The organism is Streptomyces curacoi (assembly GCF_001513975.1).
In the GTDB taxonomy this organism is placed as follows: Bacteria; Actinomycetota; Actinomycetes; order Streptomycetales; family Streptomycetaceae; genus Streptomyces; species Streptomyces curacoi.
This window is the reverse complement of record NZ_KQ947984.1, coordinates 315,147-332,028: the sequence shown is the minus strand read 5'-3', so window position 1 is coordinate 332,028 and position 16,882 is coordinate 315,147. Positions and strand designations below refer to the sequence as shown.

The 16,882-nt window shown below is 69.4% G+C and carries 15 protein-coding genes and 1 tRNA gene; 11 read left to right on the top strand and 5 right to left on the bottom strand.

The window, feature by feature from the left end:
* The first annotated feature begins 43 nt into the window (after positions 1-43).
* From AQI70_RS01485 to AQI70_RS01450, 8 genes are all read left to right on the top strand, one after another.
* Entirely contained in the window at positions 44-1,522 is a 1,479-nt protein-coding gene (locus tag AQI70_RS01485; protein WP_062142915.1) for a pyridoxal phosphate-dependent decarboxylase family protein, read from the top strand.
* A complete protein-coding gene (locus tag AQI70_RS01480; protein ID WP_244181428.1) occupies positions 1,519-3,144 on the top strand; it encodes a lysine N(6)-hydroxylase/L-ornithine N(5)-oxygenase family protein in 1,626 nt (541 codons plus the stop codon). The genes AQI70_RS01485 and AQI70_RS01480 overlap by 4 nt, the downstream gene beginning before the upstream one ends.
* A 247-nt stretch (positions 3,145-3,391) precedes the next feature.
* Positions 3,392-4,618, top strand: a complete 1,227-nt coding sequence (locus tag AQI70_RS01475) for a protein phosphatase 2C domain-containing protein (protein WP_062142912.1) — start codon at positions 3,392-3,394, stop codon at positions 4,616-4,618.
* Positions 4,615-5,718, top strand: coding sequence for a hypothetical protein (locus AQI70_RS01470; RefSeq protein WP_159042600.1), 1,104 nt, complete (start codon positions 4,615-4,617; stop codon positions 5,716-5,718). Before AQI70_RS01475 ends, AQI70_RS01470 begins: the two co-directional genes overlap by 4 nt.
* Before the next feature lie 73 nt (positions 5,719-5,791).
* Positions 5,792-6,520: a vWA domain-containing protein gene (locus AQI70_RS01465; RefSeq protein WP_062142907.1), complete on the top strand. Its 729-nt coding sequence runs from the start codon at positions 5,792-5,794 to the stop codon at positions 6,518-6,520.
* Positions 6,521-6,601: 81 nt separating this feature from the next.
* Entirely contained in the window at positions 6,602-6,913 is a 312-nt protein-coding gene (locus AQI70_RS01460) for a hypothetical protein (protein WP_062142903.1), read from the top strand.
* 70 nt (positions 6,914-6,983) lie between these two features.
* Positions 6,984-8,687 carry a TFIIB-type zinc ribbon-containing protein gene (locus tag AQI70_RS01455; protein ID WP_062142900.1) on the top strand — a complete coding sequence of 568 codons (1,704 nt, stop codon included), beginning with the start codon at positions 6,984-6,986 and terminating at the stop codon, positions 8,685-8,687.
* Between the two features lie 4 nt (positions 8,688-8,691).
* Complete coding sequence (locus AQI70_RS01450) at positions 8,692-9,072, top strand: hypothetical protein (protein ID WP_062142897.1); 381 nt, start codon at positions 8,692-8,694, stop codon at positions 9,070-9,072.
* A gap of 94 nt (positions 9,073-9,166) precedes the next feature.
* Here AQI70_RS01450 and AQI70_RS01445 read toward each other — a convergent pair whose 3' ends face one another.
* Positions 9,167-10,981: a bifunctional metallophosphatase/5'-nucleotidase gene (locus tag AQI70_RS01445; protein WP_062142892.1), complete on the bottom strand. Its 1,815-nt coding sequence runs from the start codon at positions 10,979-10,981 to the stop codon at positions 9,167-9,169.
* A 169-nt stretch (positions 10,982-11,150) separates the two neighbouring features.
* Here AQI70_RS01445 and AQI70_RS01440 point away from each other — a divergent pair, with 169 nt between their 5' ends.
* Together AQI70_RS01440 and pyk are read left to right on the top strand one after the other, a co-directional pair.
* The gene (locus AQI70_RS01440) at positions 11,151-11,867 is read left to right on the top strand and encodes an SIMPL domain-containing protein (RefSeq protein WP_062142889.1); all 717 of its coding nucleotides are present in this window, start codon (positions 11,151-11,153) and stop codon (positions 11,865-11,867) included.
* A 143-nt stretch (positions 11,868-12,010) separates the two neighbouring features.
* Positions 12,011-13,447 (top strand): pyruvate kinase, encoded by a 1,437-nt coding sequence (gene pyk / locus AQI70_RS01435; protein ID WP_062142885.1) that lies wholly within the window; start codon positions 12,011-12,013, stop codon positions 13,445-13,447.
* Positions 13,448-13,485: 38 nt separating this feature from the next.
* On the opposite strand, the gene AQI70_RS01430 is transcribed toward pyk, so the two are convergent.
* Both AQI70_RS01430 and AQI70_RS01425 read right to left on the bottom strand, forming a co-directional pair.
* Positions 13,486-14,265 (bottom strand): hypothetical protein, encoded by a 780-nt coding sequence (locus AQI70_RS01430; RefSeq protein ID WP_062142882.1) that lies wholly within the window; start codon positions 14,263-14,265, stop codon positions 13,486-13,488.
* Positions 14,266-14,371: 106 nt separating this feature from the next.
* Positions 14,372-14,444, bottom strand: a tRNA-Leu gene (locus tag AQI70_RS01425).
* A gap of 103 nt (positions 14,445-14,547) precedes the next feature.
* Between AQI70_RS01425 and AQI70_RS01420 the strand changes: the two genes are divergently transcribed.
* A complete protein-coding gene (locus tag AQI70_RS01420) occupies positions 14,548-15,204 on the top strand; it encodes an ANTAR domain-containing response regulator (protein WP_062142879.1) in 657 nt (218 codons plus the stop codon).
* A gap of 91 nt (positions 15,205-15,295) precedes the next feature.
* On the opposite strand, the gene AQI70_RS01415 is transcribed toward AQI70_RS01420, so the two are convergent.
* Together AQI70_RS01415 and AQI70_RS01410 are read right to left on the bottom strand one after the other, a co-directional pair.
* Entirely contained in the window at positions 15,296-16,012 is a 717-nt protein-coding gene (locus AQI70_RS01415) for an ABC transporter ATP-binding protein (RefSeq protein WP_062142875.1), read from the bottom strand.
* Positions 16,009-16,881, bottom strand: coding sequence for an ABC transporter ATP-binding protein (locus AQI70_RS01410; protein WP_062144916.1), 873 nt, complete (start codon positions 16,879-16,881; stop codon positions 16,009-16,011). Before AQI70_RS01410 ends, AQI70_RS01415 begins: the two co-directional genes overlap by 4 nt.
* Position 16,882 lies beyond the last annotated feature (1 nt).

The window sequence follows — 16,882 nt, the reverse complement described above, 5'->3', positions numbered from 1 at the left end:
TACAAGCTGGAAGTCCTTCTTGCCCCGCGCCCGGGAGGACACGATGAGCACGCCGCCGTCGCTCGCTTCAGGCCCTGAAGGTCCCCGCGCCCTGCGGCCGTTGCTCGACACCGTGCTCCGGGCACTGGACGAGGGTGCCCGGGCACGCGGGGGACCACTGCCCTCTGGCGGCCCGGACGCGGTCGCCGCGCGCATGCGGGACGCCGTCGGCGACGTACTGCCGGACCAGGGCGATCCCCACGCCCTCCACAGCCTCGTCCGCGCCCTGGCGGAGAACGCCGCGGACCCCGCCGACCCCCTCTGCACCGCCCACCTCCACTGCCCACCCCTGGCCCTCGCCACCGCCGCCGACCTCGCCGCCTCCACCCTCAACCCCTCCCTGGACTCCTGGGACCAGGGCCCCGGCGCGGCGGAACTGGAGGCACTGGTGACGGGGGCACTCGCGGGCGAGGTCTTCGGCGACGGGGGAGGGGAGAGGCGGCGCACCGCCCCCGTCACGCCGGCCCCGCAAGCCGCCCCGCCCCACACCACCACTGGGACCACGCCCACCCCCGCACCCACCCCACCCCGAAACCCCCCGTCCGCCCTGATCACCACCGGCGGCACCGAATCCAATCAACTCGCCCTGCTCCTCGCCCGAGAAGCGCACGGCGCCGGAGTCCGGCTCGTTCACGGGGCCAACGCCCACCACTCGCTGCCCCGCGCCGCCTGGCTGCTCGGGCTGCCCGAGCCCGTCGTCGTGCCCGCCCCGGCCGGTGTCCTCGACCCCGCCTGCCTGGACGAGGCCCTCAGGCAGCTACCCGGCCCGCACATCGTCGCCGCCACCGCCGGTACGACCGACGCCGGGCTCATCGACCCCCTGCCCGAGATCGCCGCCCTGTGCGCGGCCCATGGGGCCCGTCTCCATGTCGACGCCGCCTACGGCGGAGGCCTCCTCTTCAGTGACCGGCACCGGGCCCCGCTGACCGGCCTCGACGCCGCCGACACCGTCACTCTCGACCTGCACAAGCTCGGCTGGCAGCCCGTCGCGGCGGGTGTTCTCGCCGTCCGGGACCCGGGCGACCTCGCCGTGCTCCACCACCGTGCCGACTACCTCAACGCCGACGACGACACCGAAGCGGGCCTGCCCGACCTGCTCGGCCGCTCCCTGCGCACCAGCCGCAGGCCCGACGTTCTCAAGATCGCCGTCACTCTCGGGACGCTCGGCCGCAGTGGCCTCGGCCGGCTCGTCGAGCAGGTCTGCGAGCGGGCAGCGGAGTTCGCCGCCCTCGTCCACGACCACCCCGGGTTCGAGCTCTACGACCCGCCCACCATCAGCACGGTCCTGTTCCGGCCCGCGCACGCCACCGACGCCGCCGTCGCCGCCGTACGCCGAAGGCTCCTCACCGACGGCCGTGCCGTCCTCGGCCGGGCCCGTTTAGACGGGCGCCTGTGGCTCAAGGCCACGTTCCTCAATCCGCACACGCGCCCGGACGACCTGGCCGCCCTCCTGAAACTGGTGGAAGGAAACACCCCCGGATGATCCCGCAGCCGAACCCCCACACCGGCCCTCACGCAAGCGTGCAGCCGAACCAGTACACCGGCCCCCACCCGGCCCCGCAGAAGCTCCCGCACACGGGCCCCCACGCGAGCCCCCGCACGATCCCCCACACCGGCACCCCCGCCTGCCCGAGCCCCCGGCCGGCCCCCGACGCCGGCCCTCGAACAGCGCGCAAGACACCCCCGCACCCCCACCCCCAACGCCAGGATCCCGACGCCCCCCGCGACCTCGTAGGCATCGGCATCGGACCCTTCAACCTCTCCCTCGCCGCCCTCGCCCACCCCCTCGCCGAACTCGACGCCGTCTTCTACGAACAGCGCCCGGCCTTCGCCTGGCACCCGGGGCTCCTCATCGACGGCGCCCGCATCCAAGTCCCCTTCCTCGCCGACCTGGTGACGCTCGCCGACCCCGCCAGCCCCTGGTCCTTCCTCAGCTACCTCAGGACCCGCGACCGGCTCTTCCCCTTCTACTTCGCCGAGCGCTTCCACATCCAGCGCGCCGAGTACGACGCCTACTGCCGCTGGGTCTGCGAGAACCTCCCCGCCCTGCGCTTCGGCCACCAGGTCGACGCCGTCCGCTTCAACCCCGAACGCGACGTCTTCGAGGTCGACTTCACCCAGCTCGCCCCGGACGGCGAGGCCGAGGCCCTCGGCCGTACGTACACCAAGAACATCGTCCTCGGCATCGGCACCGAGCCCTACGTCCCCGACCCGCTCAGGCCCCTCGTCGACGCGCCCACCGTCCCCGTCATCCACGCCGCCGACTACCTCGACCACCGCGAGAGGCTCCTCGCCGCCGAGCACATCACCGTCATCGGGTCGGGACAGTCCGGCGCCGAGGTCTTCCTGGACCTGCTGCGGCACCGCCCCGCCGGACGCGAGCGGCTCCACTGGCTCGGCCGCACCGAGGCGTTCGCACCCATGGAGTACTCCAAGCTCGGCCTGGAGCACTTCACCCCCGACTACACGCGCTACTTCCACGCCCTCGCCGAACCGGTCCGCGACCAGCTCGCGGCCTCCCAGTGGCAGCTCCACAAGGGCATCGACGCCGGCACCCTCGCCGCCATCCACGACGAGCTCTACCGCCGCACCCTGCACGGCGGCTGGCCCGACGCCGTCCTCACCCCCGGCGTCCGCGTCCGCACCGCCGGCCGGGTCGCCACGACCAAGGTCGAACTCCACCTGGAGCACGTCCAGCAGGACACCCGCTCCCGCATGACCACCGACGCGGTCGTCCTGGCCACCGGCTACCGCGAGCGCCCCCTCAGCCGCATCCTCGCCGGCCTCGACCCCTACCTGCGCCTCGACAGCCAGGAACGCCCCCGTATCGACGACCAGTACCGCCTGGTCATGGACCCGTCCGTCACCGGCTCCGGCTGTCACGTCTACGTCCAGAACGCCGAACGCCACTCCCACGGCATCGGCACCCCCGACCTCGGCCTCGCGGCCTGGCGCAGCGCCACCATCCTCAACTCCCTCACCGGGAAGGAGGCCTACCCCCTGCCCTCCCGTACGGCCTTCACCACCTTCGGCCTCGAAGCCCAGCCGCAGATCCCGTCCGCACGCCAGGCGAAGGTACTCACCCCACTGGTCGAAGGGCGGTAGGCGACCGCAGACAGCGCAGGAACCCGGCGGCGGTCGCGACGGCCCCGACACGGCCAGGACATGGCCGCCGCCGGAAAAGACGTACACCTGTCGAACTCCTGGCTGAAATTCGCCGTCACTCCAGGATCAACCGTTACGGATATCTGTGCGACCGCCGTGAAGAATTACGGGAGGGGGCGCAAAAAAAGGCCACGAGAATATTCCATGTCCCTCCCGTGCGCCCGGAAGCGCTGATACCGTCCCGGGCATGTCGCTGCAACGGGGGCGTCTGATCTGGGCGATGGTTCTTTTCGGGGGCATGTTCCTCGTGATCTATTTCCCGGCGGACGATCTTTTCTTTCGCTTGGTGATCGACTTATTGGTCCTGCTCGCCACGGGATTACTGTTCCTGGCGTTACGTGCCGCGGAGTACGAGCCCGCGGGCACTCCCGCGCCGGTCCCCCGGGACCCGTTGCTCCTGCCCGACGAGCCGTACCGCCCGCCCCTCACCCGCCCCGCGCCCGCCGCCGGCCGCGCTCTCGCCGCCCGCGCACCGGCCCCCACCTGCGTGCCCCGCTTCGGAGCCGGCTCGAAGGCCCAGCGTTTCCCCTGGCTGCTGCCGTTACGGCCGGCCGCCTCCGGTGTCGCCGCCGACGAGGCACGGCTCGGCGACCTCGCCGTACGGGCCGCCTCACTCGTCGGCCCGGGCCACCGCTGCCAGGAACCCGCCACCGCCCGCCAGGACGCCTACCGCATGACACGCGACGCGTCCGGCGACCACCTGCTGCTGGCCGTCGCCGACGGCGTCTCCAGCAGTGAGCACGCCGAACTCGGAGCCGCCGTCGCGGCGAGCACGGCCGTCAACCACCTCAGACGCCAACTCGACGACCCCGGCGCGCCGGTGCGGCTGTCGGCGGCGGAGCTCTTCGAAGAGGCAGCCACCGCCATGCGCCGCGAGGCGGCCCGGCGCGGGCTCGACCCCGCCGACGTCTGCGCCGTCCTCTTCGTCGCGGTGATCCCCGCCCGCCCGGCGGGCCCGTCCGGCGAACGCACCATGTGGGCCGCCTGGCTCGGCGACGCCTCCCTGTGGCAGCTCGACGACAAGCGCTGGCAGTACGCCGCCGGCGACCGCAAGGGCGCCACCGCCGACTACGACACCAACGCCGTCACCCACACCCTCCCCGCCGACCCGCACGCCGCCCGCGAGACCCGACTCGCCCTGCGCCCCGGCGACGTGGTCTCCCTCGTGTCCGACGGCGTCGGCGACGGCCTCGCCACCATCGACGAACTCAACACCTACCTGGCCGACCGCTGGCGGCTGCCGCTGCCCGTCGCCTCCTACCTCAACGACGTCGGCTTCGACGCCGAACGCTTCCTGGACGACCGTACGTCGGTCACCGTCTGGATCGACCCCGACGCCCGTACCGGGCCACCCGAGCGGGGCCCCGGCCCGGCAGGCGAACCGCTCACCGGGCCCGGCGGGTGGGCGTCATGACCGCGGACCGGTCGGCGTGGGCCCTGCCACCGGTCACCCCACTGACCGCACTGGGCAGCCTCGGCGAACAGATCGCCACCAACAACGGCCAGAGCTCCGCGGTGACCCGCGTCAGCACACCCGGCAGCGGACCCGACCTGCTGTTCAAGCGGTACAAGAAACCGCTCGACGACACCGACGCCGACCGGCTGGACCGGCTCGTCGCCTTCGGCCGCTCGGATGCCGCCGCCGGACGCCCCTCCCGCGAAGTGCTGCTGAGCCGCACCTCCTGGCCCGTCGCCCGCGTCACCGACGACACCTCGGCCGCCATCGGCTGCCTCATCCCGACGGCCCCGGACGCCTTCGCGCTGCCCGGAGGCGGATTCCGCGAGATCGACACCCTCGCCCGCTCCGACGAACGCTTCGCGAGAAACGGCACCCCGCCCACCCCCGAACAGCGCCTCACCGCCTGCCGCTGCCTAGTCGGCATCGCCGCCGCGCTGGAGGAACGCAAGCTGGTCTACTCCGACTGGAACTACGCCAACGCCTTCTGGAACCCGGGCGACTACTCCGTCTACCTCATCGACATGGACGGCTGCGCCCAGCACACCGGCGACGACGTGTACCAGCCCGGCTGGGAGGACCCGCTGGCCCCGCCCGGCACCCCCGCCGACCTGCACACCGACCGCTACCGCGTCGCGCTGCTCACCGCCCGCTGCCTGACCGGGACCCGCAACCTCGCGGAAGTGCTGCACACCCTCGCTGACCCGCCGGCCGGCGTCCCCCGCGGCGCGGCGGACCTGCTGCTCGACATGCTCTGGGCCCAGGACCGCGACAGAAGGCCCCGCAGCTCGGCACTGCTCGCCGCGCTGGACGACGGCCCCCTGGTCCGCTCGCCCGTCGCCCGGTCCCCGCTGCCCGCCCGGCCCGCCGTCCGGCGCGGCGACACGACCCAGCAGCCGCGGCAGACCGCCCTCACCAGGACCGGCAAGCCCGCCACCGGGACACAGCCCAAACAGCCCCAGCGGCCCGAACGGTCCAAGGAAAACGTGACGTGGGCTCTCGTGGCCCTGTTCGTCACCGTCCTGTTGATCGTGATCATCGCGGCGAACGCCTCCTGAAGCCGGTTCCGAGACGGACCGTGCTCCCGGGCGAACGCCCACCCCCCAGTCGAACAGCGGAAGAGGAACGCAGATGAGCAACCACGGTGACGCGGTTCCCGGCCAGGACCCCCACGTCTACCACCTGCGGCAGAAATGCCTGCCGACGTATCTCGTGATCGACGCGTCGAGTTCCATGGAACCCCACCAGAACACCCTGAACCGCACCCTCGCGCAGCTCCACGCCACCATTTCCGAGAGCCCCCGGGTCTCCGAATTCGCGCACATGTCCCTCATCGCATTCTCCACCGACGCGCATTTGATCATCGAAATGACCGACCTCGACCGCATCCAGATGATGCCGGAAGTCGTGTGCAACGGACTGACCAACTACTCCGCGGCCTTCGACCTCGTACACAGCCGCATCGAAACGGACGTCGACGAGCTGCGCGGCATGGGCATGGCCGTACTGCGCCCGGTCATGTTCCTCCTCACCGACGGCGCCCCGACCGACGACGGCTGGCACGACGCGTTCCGACGGCTCGTCAACCGCTCCTGGCCCCGCTACCCGCACGTCATCAGCTACGGCTTCGGCGCCGCCAACCCGGACGTCCTCGGCAAGGTCGCCACCAAGGCCGCCTTCCTCGCCGACGCGGGCACCGACCAGGACCACGCCCTGCTGGAAGCACTCGGCAGCCTGCTCAACTCACTGGTCGCCTCCTCCCGCGCGGGGGAGATGCAGATCCCGCGCTCCGCCCCCGGGTTCACCGCCCAGCCGGTCAGCGAGGAGTACCTCACGGTCTCGGCCGAGTACATGGACTGACCACCATGGCCGCCACCACGAACCAGAACCCGCCACCGCACCACCCACCGTCCCCCAGCGCCCCGACCGCGAGGAGCGACCGTGTCCGCCCGCCACACCACCCGGTCGCACAACCGGCTCCTGCTCACCGCCACCGCCTGCGCGGCGGCGGCCGTCCTCCTGCGGCTGCTCTCCCCGGACGGCGAGACCGAAGCAGCACCCGAGCCGACGCACAGCACCACCCCCACCCGCTCCACACACCACAAAACAACCCCAAGCACCCCGGCCCCGCGGCCCACCTCCCCCACCCGCTCCACCCCCCACGAAACCCCCACCGCATCGGCCACCCGGCCCGACACGCAGCCGCCCCCGCACCCGCAGCAGCCCCCGGCCGGCCTGCCGGCCGACCAGTGACCGGCACCCCGGAACCGACGCGGCCCCGAACCACCGCACACTCCCGCTCCCCGAGAGGAGGCAGACGACCATGACCGCACCCACACTCCAGTGCCCGCGCTGCGGAGCCGCCAACGACCGCAACTACACCACCTGCTCCGACTGCGGCACCGTACGCGTCTTCAACCCGATGGACGGGGCGAACCCGTCCGTGACCACCAAACCCGCCGCCCCACCCCGCCCCACCACAACCCCCACCGCCCCGCCGCGCCCCATCGTCCCCGCACCGACCGCGCCCTCCCCGGCCCCGCAGCCGACATCGGCGCCCCGCTTCGCCCGCGACGTCACCCGGTACCTGTGCACCGCCGTCCACACCGACACCAAGTTCGCCCGCCAGGCCGTCGAACAGATCCTGGAGGAACCGCGCCGCGCCGTCGCCTCCTCACCGGGCGTCGACCTCGCCTGCGTACTGCGGCACGCGCTGGCAGCCCGACGCCGCCAGGCCGGACGGGACGTCCTGCTCGCCCTGGTCCTTTTCGTCATCCTGGTCACGCTGCCCTTCGCCTTCGGCGCCTCACTGTTCCTGGGCTTCCTCGTGGCCTGGGCCATCGTCGCCGTCGAATCCCTCACCGTGCACTACGGCGTCGTCGCCCGGCAGCTCAGACGAGAGAACTTCGCCCCCGACCAAGCCCCCCAGCCGCTCACCGCCGACAAGCGACGGCGCATCGAGGAGATAGAGCGACGAGACCGGGGCAACGTCGTGGTCTTCTCCCTCTACGCCCCCTTCGTCGGCCACGGACAGGCAACGAGCACCTGGTCCTTCGCACTCGACACCTCACGCCCCGAAGAGGGCGAGCAGGTCGTGCCCTTCACCGTCCACGAGCTCAACGACCACCTCGCCGCCCGGGTCGGAGACCTGAAACTGCCCGGCGTCCACGTGGAAAACCTTCTGCTGGTCAACGGCGGAGACCTGCTGTACGGAGTGGACGACCGGACCCGGGCCGAGCTGCTGCCCGACCCCGCCGGGCCACCCAGCGAGAAAGTCTCCCCCGACCTCCTGCGGGAACTGCGCGAGGACGGCAAGGGCCGGGCCCGCCCCTACCTGGCCATCCGGGTCACAGGCTGGAGCGGCGAACTAGCCGCCACCCTCTTCCTGCGGTGCGCGCTGCTGTCCGACCGCAAAATGCTCTTCATCGAAGGCAGCAGCTCCCTGCTCGCCCCGGTGCGCGAGCGCTACCGCATCGCGGACCAACTGCTCGACTCGCCCACCTTCCGACAGTTCCTGGGCCTGGTGAGCAGCGCCGGGTTCCGCACCCCCGCACTGCTGATCGGGTCGCCCTTCTCCGCCATCGCGGGCCTGTTCTCCCCCCTCATCGAGCACAGCAAGCAACGCCGCCAGGCCCGCGAGATCCGCCACCGCCAGTTCAACTACGGAGCGTCCTTCAGCATCCGCGACGCCGCCAGCGACCAGCTCTACTACCGCTACTTCCAGCAACTCGACCGCGAGCTGTACGCCAAGACGGTCGAACACCGCGTCCTGGACGCCCTGGTGCAGTTCATGGAAGACCACAACATCGACTCCAGCGACCTCGTCCAGCGCCAGACCACCATCTACAACTCCGGCCTGTACGCGGGCGGAAACGTGACCGTCAACGACTCCGCCGTCGGCGTCGGCGGCAGCCTCGCCCAGATGTTCCGCCGCGGCCAGACGGGCGGCGGCACCCCCGTGACCCCCGGCCCCGCCGGACCCTCCGCCCCCACCCCGCCCGCAGCACCCAGGAACAGAGGAAGGTGACGCCATGTCAGACACCGGCAGGGCAAACAACAGCGGCATCAGCGCCGGCGGAAACGTCAGCATCGACAACAGCGCGGTCGCCCTCGACCACTCCACGGCCAGCACCGGCCCCCAGACGACGGCCGACCACCAGGCCGCCATCGCCGAACTCCGCGAAGCCGCACGGCTGCTGCGCGAACAACTCCGCGCCCACCAGGACGAGTACGAGGACGGCGCGGAACTCGTCGACGCCGCCGGGCACATCGAGGAGGAACTCGCCCAGGAGGAGCCGCGCCGCAACGTCCTGCTGCGCTGGCTCGGATTCATCGCCCCCGGCGTACAGGCCACGGCCGCGATCGCCGGCGACGTGGCGGCCATCCAGACCAGCGTGAACAGCCTGCTGTGACCACACCCGGGCGGCACGGGACCCCACTCCCCGCGCCGCCCACCACCTCCGAACGAAGGCCGGCGACCGACCGCCGGCCTTCGTTCCGTCCGGCCTAGAACACCGGCGTACCGTTCCGCGTCAGCTTCCAGTCCACCGACGCGAACTCCTTCGGGTCCAGCACACCCTTCGCGGTCACCCACTCCGCGATCCGCGTACGGATCTCCGTCGACTCCGACCACAGCTCCTGCGCCGCCGCCACATGCGGGAACGCGCCACCGCCGTTGGCCCGGTAGTTGTTCACCGCGAACACGAACTTCTGAGCGTCGTCCAACGCGGCACCGTTGTAGGCCAGGTTCTTGATCCGCGACCCCGCCGCCTGCGCGATGTCGATCTCGTACGACAGCCCCGACACATAGTCGTAGTTGTAGTCCGGACGCCCGTTCGCGTTGGTCAGCTTGTTCACATCGACCGCCGCGTCGGCGGCCGTCTGCACGAAGTACTCCGCCGAGTACTCCAGGTACGCCTTGATCTGCGCACCCGTCATCAACTTGGCGACCAGCGTGTTGTCGTACACATACAGACTCGACAGATCCCGGATGGTCACCTCCCCGGCCGGAATCTCCGACGTCCGGGAGAACGGCGACGCCTGGGAGATCACCGGCAGCGCGGCATACTCCGTGCCCGCCAGCGCCGCCTTCACCACGTCCTCCTGGACCTTGGTGATCAGGTCGATGATCGGGGCGTCCTTGTAGCGCGCCTCGACCGTCGTCAGCTTCTCTGTCGCCGTGCCCACCACCTGGTTGACATACTCCACAACGATGTCGTGGTCGTCCTTCAGCAACTTGGTGATCTTCGGGTCGTCCGCGACCGTCTTCGAGTCACGCACCGTCGCCTTCACCGACTCGACCGACCAGCGGCCCTTCTCGAGGACCAGCTCGAAGTCGAACAGCGTCAGCCGCTGCGCATAACACAGCGGCTCCGACAGCACGACCGTCCTGCCCGTCTTCTCGTTCGTGACCAGCAGCTCCGCGATCTCCGTGTGCGCGTGCCCGACCAGAATCGCGTCGATACCCGGCACCTGCTGAGCCACCAGCGCCGACGAGTTCTCGATGTACGGCAGCTGGTCACCGTACGACGACGTCCCCGACGAACCCGAATGCGCCGACACGACCACCACGTCCGCACCCATCGACCGCAGCTTCGGCACCCACTTCGCGGCCTGCTCCTCCAGACCCGGGAACACCATCTTGCCGTCGACGTACGCCTTGTCCCAGATCGCGATACCCGGGTTGGTCAGACCGAGCACCGCCACCTTCACCGGCGGCGCACCCGGCACACAGAACTTCTTGATGAAGTACGGCGGGAAGGCCGGCTTCAGCGTCTTCGCGTCCAGCGCGTTCGCACCCAGCAGCGGAAAATCGCACTGCTCCTCGAACTTCCGCAGCGTCCCGATGCCGTAGTTGAACTCGTGGTTGCCCAGCGCCACCGCGTCATACCCGATCGCGTTCATCGCCGCCGCCATCGGGTGGATCGGACCACCCTCCGCGGTGATCGGGTCCACCTTCGCGTAGTAGTACGTCAGCGGCGTGCCCTGGATCGTGTCGCCCGCGTCGATGAGCAGCGTGTTGCGGCGGCCCTTCTCCTCCCGCACCTGGTTCACCAAGGTCGAGACACGCGCCAGACCCTTCGCGTTGCCCTTGGCGTCCGAGAACTCCGCGTCCTTGAAGTAATCCCAGTTGAAGATGTTGCCGTGCAGATCGGTCGTGCCCATCACCGTCAGCGAGTACCGCTTCACACGCTTCTTCGCCGCCGTGGCCGTCGTCGCCTCCGCGGCCTGCGCCGCCGGAGCCGCCGCCGCACCGGCGACCGCCACCCCCGCCCCGGTCACGGCGGACTTCTTCAGGAACTTCCGGCGGTTCAACGGCATGAGTGCTTCTCCCGGGGGAACGGTCAACAACGCGCGTAGATACGTCCGCCACACATGCGGACGCGCGTAGATTCTGACCTGGCCATGTCCAGGGCGAACAGACCCCGCACGTTTCGATCTGATGACCTACGAGGGCCGTAACCGAGCAAGCGATGACAGAGTGGGACGTATGACCGCCCCTTCACAGGAACCCCCGCCCGCAGTGCCCTACGGCACCCCCACCGCACCACGCATCGCCGTCCGCGGCGAGGCCCACCTCGAAGTCGACCCCGAGATCGCCCGCATCGGCGTCACCGTCGCCGCCCGCGGCAAAGACCGCCGCGCCGCCCTCGACGACCTCACCCGCCGCAACACCACCGTCCTCGACCTCGTCAAAACCTACGGCGACGCCGTCGAACGCCTCGAAACCGGCTCCTTCTCCATCACCCCCGAACTCAAGGAAAAAGGCCGCGGCGAACGCATCCACGCCTACCACGGCCGCGTCCACGTCACCGCCGAACTCACAGACTTCACCGCCCTCGGCGAACTCACCACCCGACTCGCCGACATGGACCTCACCCACGTGGACGGCCCCTGGTGGGCCCTGCGCCCCGACTCACCGGCCTACCGCGAAGCCCGGCAACAGGCCGTACGAGAAGCCGTACAGCGGGCACGCGAGTACGCCGAAGCCCTGGGAACATCACTGGCCGCACTCGTGGAACTCGCCGACATCGGCGCGGAGAACCCCCAGCCCCCCGCCCTGGCCGCCCCCGCCGGCCGCATGCGCTCCATGGCCTACGCCACCGCAGAGGACTCCGCAGCAGCCCCCCTCGACCTCGAACCCCAACGCCAACACGTCCACGCCCAGGTGAACGCCCGGTTCACCATGGCGCCGCCGCAACTGTGAGCACCCCGGCGGGGTACTACGAATTGCTCATCGGAGCACCCCGCCGCACAATTCAACCCTTGTCAACAACCCTTCATGTAAAGGTTGTTGAGTGGTCACGCCCCACCAAATCTCTACCCGCCGGTAAGTCATAGAGTCGAAACATGCGCCGAGCGAAAATCGTCTGCACCCTGGGCCCTGCCACCGACTCCTACGACCAGATAAAGGCACTGGTCGACGCCGGCATGGACGTCGCCCGCTTCAACCTCAGCCACGGCAGCTACGCCGACCACGAGGAGCGCTACCAGCACGTCCGCAAGGCCTCCGACGAGACCGGCCGCAGCGTCGGCGTCCTCGCCGACCTTCAGGGCCCGAAGATCCGCCTCGGCCGCTTCACCGAAGGACCCGTACTCCTTGAACACGGGGACACCTTCACCATCACCGTCGAGGAGGGAGTCGAGGGCGACCGGGAGATCTGCGGCACCACCTACACCGGCCTCGCCGACGACGTCACCCCCGGCGAACGCATCCTCGTCGACGATGGCAAGGTATGCCTGGAAGTCACCTCCGTCGACGGCCCGCGCGTCCACACGACGGTCGTCGAGGGAGGCATGGTCTCCGACAACAAGGGCCTCAACCTCCCCGGCGTCGCCGTCTCGGTCCCCGCCCTGTCCGAGAAGGACGAGGCCGACCTCCGCTGGGCCCTGCGCACCGGCTTCGACGTGATCGCGCTGTCCTTCGTGCGCAGTGGCCGCGACATCGAGGACGTCCACCGCATCATGGACGAGGAAGGCCGCCGCCTCCCCGTCATCGCCAAGGTGGAGAAACCACAGGCCGTCGAGGCGATCGACGACATCGTGGCCGCCTTCGACGGCATCATGGTCGCGCGCGGCGACCTGGGCGTCGAGATGCCCCTCGAACAGGTCCCGATCGTCCAGAAACGCGCCATCAAACTGGCCAAGCGCAACGCCAAGCCGGTGATCGTCGCAACGCAGATGCTCGACTCGATGATCGACAACTCCCGCCCGACGAGGGCGGAGGCGAGCGACGTGGCGAACGCGGTCATCGACGGCACGGACGCGGTCATGCTGTCGGGGGAGACCAGCGTCGGCAAGTACCCCATCGAGACGGTCAGGACGATGGCCCGGATCGTCGAGGCGGCCGAGGAGGACATCCTCGCGAAGGGCCTGTCGCCGCTGACGGAACGCAACAAGCCCCGCACCCAGGGCGGCGCCGTCGCCAGGGCGGCGGCGGAGATGGGCGACTTCCTGGGCGCCAAGTTCCTCGTCGCCTTCACCCAGTCCGGCGACACGGCCCGCCGCCTGTCCCGCTACCGCTCACCGATCCCACTGCTGGCGTTCACCCCGGAGCCGGCCACGCGCTCGCAGCTGAATCTGACGTGGGGTGTGGAGACGTTCCTCGGGCCGCACGTGGAGTCGACGGACGCGATGGTCGATCAGGTGGACGAATTGCTGCTGAAGTACGGCCGCTGCAAGAAGGGCGACACGGTCGTCATCACGGCGGGTTCGCCGCCCGGAGTCTCGGGCTCGACGAACATGGTCCGGGTACATCACATCGGCGAGGACGACAGCCCCAAGTAGCAGACGAAGGGCCCTTCTTGGGGAGGGGCCCTTCGTGGTTAGTGCTTGGGGCCTACGTGAGTGTCGAGGAGGGCTACGGAGGCCTTCTTGGCGACGGAGATGTTGTACGGGTTGCCGTTGCGAGTGCAGTGGGTCCACTCGATGCCGAGTTTGTCGAGGGTGTCGGTGTAGAGCCGCCGGATGTCGTCGGACACATTGGTGAAGAAGTACCGGGGGTATTCGTAGCGCTTGCGCTCACCGGCGACCATGCGGGTCGTCCAGTTGGTGATGCGGCAGCCGTCGGAGTGGATGAGGCCGCGGATGAACTCCCAAAGGTGAGCATCGACGATGTCCTGCTGCCAGGGTTCGAGGGCGATGGCGCGCTCGTGCTTCTTGCCGGGGCCATGCTGGGGAAACATGCAGGTCCAGTGCTTGGTGTACGACTTCACCTCGACGCAGCCTGGCGTGTAGCGCTGCTTGACGCTCGGCAGTGGCATCACCTTGCGCATCGCTTCTGCGGCGGCGGCGATCAGGCCCGTCTGCGTGGCGTTGCAGAAGATGGACAGGTGGTGCTGCTTGCGCTTCGAGACGATGTGGCCGTCACCCAGGTAGAGGCCGAGCAGATAGGCGTACGCAACCTGGTCGAACTCGCGGCCGGTGCACCGGGGGCAGTCTGTGGGTTGCTCGTATGCCTCGCCGCGCGCCCTGCGATCTTCGCTGCGCCACCAGCCGACGGTTCCTCGCGGGATGTTGAGCTGCTCCGCGACTATGCGGTTCGGGATGCCTTGGCGCATGAGTGCGACAGCTTGGGCGCGAATCGAAGAGTTGTGCTGTTCCATGCGATCACTCTGTGAGAGTGATCGCGGCGACACGCAGCAAAAAGCGGATGTTCACGAGAACGTGGACATCCGCTTGCTAGCGTCGACCTTGGAATCGAAGGAAAAGTGCCCCGGGTGGGATTCGAACCCACGCTGTCGGTGGTTTGAGCACCGTGTCTCTCCCGCTGGACTACCGGGGCTTCCTCTAAAACGAAGGTTGGCAGTCACCCGCCGTGCACCCACCTTACCGCAGCTAGGTACCCTCATGTCAGCAGCACCCCTGCCCCTGAACGAGGAGCCCCCGTGACCGCCCCCGAGTCGCCCCAGCCCGTAGACGCGCCCGACGACGACAAGTCGCACGTGCCTCCGCTGACGACCCGTGTCGTCATTGCCGAGGACGAGGCGCTGATCCGGCTCGATCTCAAAGAGATGCTCGAAGAGGAGGGGTACACCGTCGTCGGTGAGGCCGGTGATGGTGAGCAGGCCGTGGAGCTGGCCCGTGAGCACCGGCCGGACCTGGTGATCCTCGATGTGAAGATGCCGAAGCTGGATGGTATTTCGGCGGCGGAGAAGATCGCTGAGGAGAGCATCGCGCCGGTGCTGATGCTGACGGCGTTCTCGCAGCGGGATCTGGTCGAGCGGGCTCGGGACGCCGGTGCGATGGCGTATTTGGTGAAGCCGTTCAGCAAGAGTGATGTCGTGCCGGCGATCGAGATGGCCGTGTCGCGGTTCACGGAGTTGAAGGAGCTGGAGAAGGAGGTCGCCGACCTCACGCAGCGGCTGGAGACGCGGAAGCTGGTGGACCGGGCGAAGTCGGTGCTGCAGACGGAGTACGGGTTGACCGAGCCTGCGGCGTTCCGGTGGATCCAGAAGACGTCCATGGATCGTCGGATGTCGATGCAGCAGGTGGCCGAGGCCGTGATTCAGGATGCCGAGGAGAAGAAGGCTGCCAAGGGCTGACCGCCCTGCGCTTGGGCGTATGAGTAGCGTGTGAGTGAGGCCCGCGTCCCCTGCTGGGGACGCGGGCCTCATTCGTGTGGCGGGTGGGCGGTCAGTCCTCGCCCAGGTATGCCTTTCGTACGGATTCGTCGTGCAGGAGGTCCTGTCCGGTGCCGGAGAGGACGATCTTGCCGACCTCCATGACGTGGCCGTGGTCGGCCAGGGAGAGCGCGGCCTGGGCGTTCTGCTCGATGAGCAGGATGGTGGTGCCCTGGGACTTGAGCTCCTGGATGGTGGACATGATCTTCTGCATCATGATCGGGGAGAGGCCCATGGAGGGCTCGTCGAGCATGAGCAGTTTCGGCCGGGACATCAGTGCCCGTCCCATGGCGAGCATCTGCTGCTCGCCGCCGGAGAGGGTGCCCGCGGCTTGCTTGCGGCGCTCTCCGAGGATGGGGAAGAGGTCGTAGGCGCGTTGGATGTCCTTTTCGATTCCTTCCTTGTCGTTGCGGAGGAAGGCGCCGAGGCGGAGGTTGTCCTCGATCGTCATGCGGGGGAAGATGTGCCGCCCCTCGGGGGAGTGGGCGAGTCCCAGGGAGACGACCTTGTGGGCGGGGATCTTCTTCAGTGACTTGCCGTCGAACTTGATCTCGCCGGACAGGGGCTGGAGGAGGCCCGACAGGGTGCGCAGGGTCGTGGTCTTGCCGGCGCCGTTGGTGCCGATGAGGGTGACGACCTCGCCCGCGTTGACCTTGAACGAGATGCCCTTGACGGCCTCGATCTTGCCGTAAGCGACCCTGAGGTCCTCGACCTCGAGCAGTGCGGTCACTTGTCGTCCCCTTCCGTGGTGCTCTGCGCGTCGGCCTCCGCAGCCTCGACTTCGGCGGCTTCCGCGGTGCCGGGCTCGCCCTCGAAGGGCGTGCCCAGGTAGGCGGCGATGACGCGCTCGTCGGCCTGGACGACCTCGGCGGGGCCCTCGACGATCTTCTCGCCCTGGACCAGCACGGCGACCCGGTCGCACAGGTTCATGATGAACCGGATGTCGTGCTCGATGACGAGGACGGCGATGCCCTGGTCCCGGATGGCGAAGATGAGTTCTTCGGCGGCCCGGGTTTCCTGCGGGTTCATGCCGGCGGTGGGCTCGTCGAGGAGGAGCAGGCCGGGCTCGCTCGCGAGCGCGCGGGCGATTTCCAGCTTGCGCTGTTCGCCGTAGGGCAGGTTGCGGGCGAGGTGGTCGGCCTTGGCGGCGAGGCCGGTGAACTCCAGGAGTTCCATGGCCCGGGCGCGGGACTCCTCCTCGGCCTTTTTGAAGCCGGGCAGGCGCAGGAGGGCCGACCAGAGGCCTTCCTTGGTGCGGGTGTGCCGTCCGACGAGCACGTTTTCCAGGACGGTCATGTTGGCGAAGAGCCGGATGTTCTGGAACGTACGGGCGATGCCGGCCTGGGTGACCAGGTGCGGCTTGGGCGGCAGGACGGTGCCCTTGTAGGCGACCTTGCCCTCGGTCGGCACGTACAGGCCGGTGAGGCAGTTGAAGAAGGTCGTCTTGCCGGCGCCGTTGGGGCCGATGAGGCCGACGATCTCGCCGGTGTTCACGGTGAGGTTCACGTCGCGTACGGCGGTGAGGCCGCCGAAGCGCATGGTGACACCGCTGGCGTCGAGCACCGTCGTGGCGGTGGGTGCGGTCGTGGTGGTGGTCATG

Excerpts from the sequence above, each read along its gene's own strand:
- AQI70_RS01485 (WP_062142915.1), top strand. The coding sequence starts at position 44 with ATGAGCACGCCGCCGTCGCTCGCTTCAGGCCCTGAAGGTCCCCGCGCC.
- AQI70_RS01480 (WP_244181428.1), top strand. The coding sequence starts at position 1,519 with ATGATCCCGCAGCCGAACCCCCACACCGGCCCTCACGCAAGCGTGCAG.
- AQI70_RS01475 (WP_062142912.1), top strand. The coding sequence starts at position 3,392 with ATGTCGCTGCAACGGGGGCGTCTGATCTGGGCGATGGTTCTTTTCGGG.
- AQI70_RS01470 (WP_159042600.1), top strand. The coding sequence starts at position 4,615 with ATGACCGCGGACCGGTCGGCGTGGGCCCTGCCACCGGTCACCCCACTG.
- AQI70_RS01465 (WP_062142907.1), top strand. The coding sequence starts at position 5,792 with ATGAGCAACCACGGTGACGCGGTTCCCGGCCAGGACCCCCACGTCTAC.
- AQI70_RS01455 (WP_062142900.1), top strand. The coding sequence starts at position 6,984 with ATGACCGCACCCACACTCCAGTGCCCGCGCTGCGGAGCCGCCAACGAC.
- AQI70_RS01450 (WP_062142897.1), top strand. The coding sequence starts at position 8,692 with ATGTCAGACACCGGCAGGGCAAACAACAGCGGCATCAGCGCCGGCGGA.
- AQI70_RS01445 (WP_062142892.1), bottom strand. The coding sequence starts at position 10,981 with ATGCCGTTGAACCGCCGGAAGTTCCTGAAGAAGTCCGCCGTGACCGGG.
- AQI70_RS01440 (WP_062142889.1), top strand. The coding sequence starts at position 11,151 with ATGACCGCCCCTTCACAGGAACCCCCGCCCGCAGTGCCCTACGGCACC.
- pyk (WP_062142885.1), top strand. The coding sequence starts at position 12,011 with ATGCGCCGAGCGAAAATCGTCTGCACCCTGGGCCCTGCCACCGACTCC.
- AQI70_RS01430 (WP_062142882.1), bottom strand. The coding sequence starts at position 14,265 with ATGGAACAGCACAACTCTTCGATTCGCGCCCAAGCTGTCGCACTCATG.
- AQI70_RS01410 (WP_062144916.1), bottom strand. The coding sequence starts at position 16,881 with ATGACCACCACCACGACCGCACCCACCGCCACGACGGTGCTCGACGCC.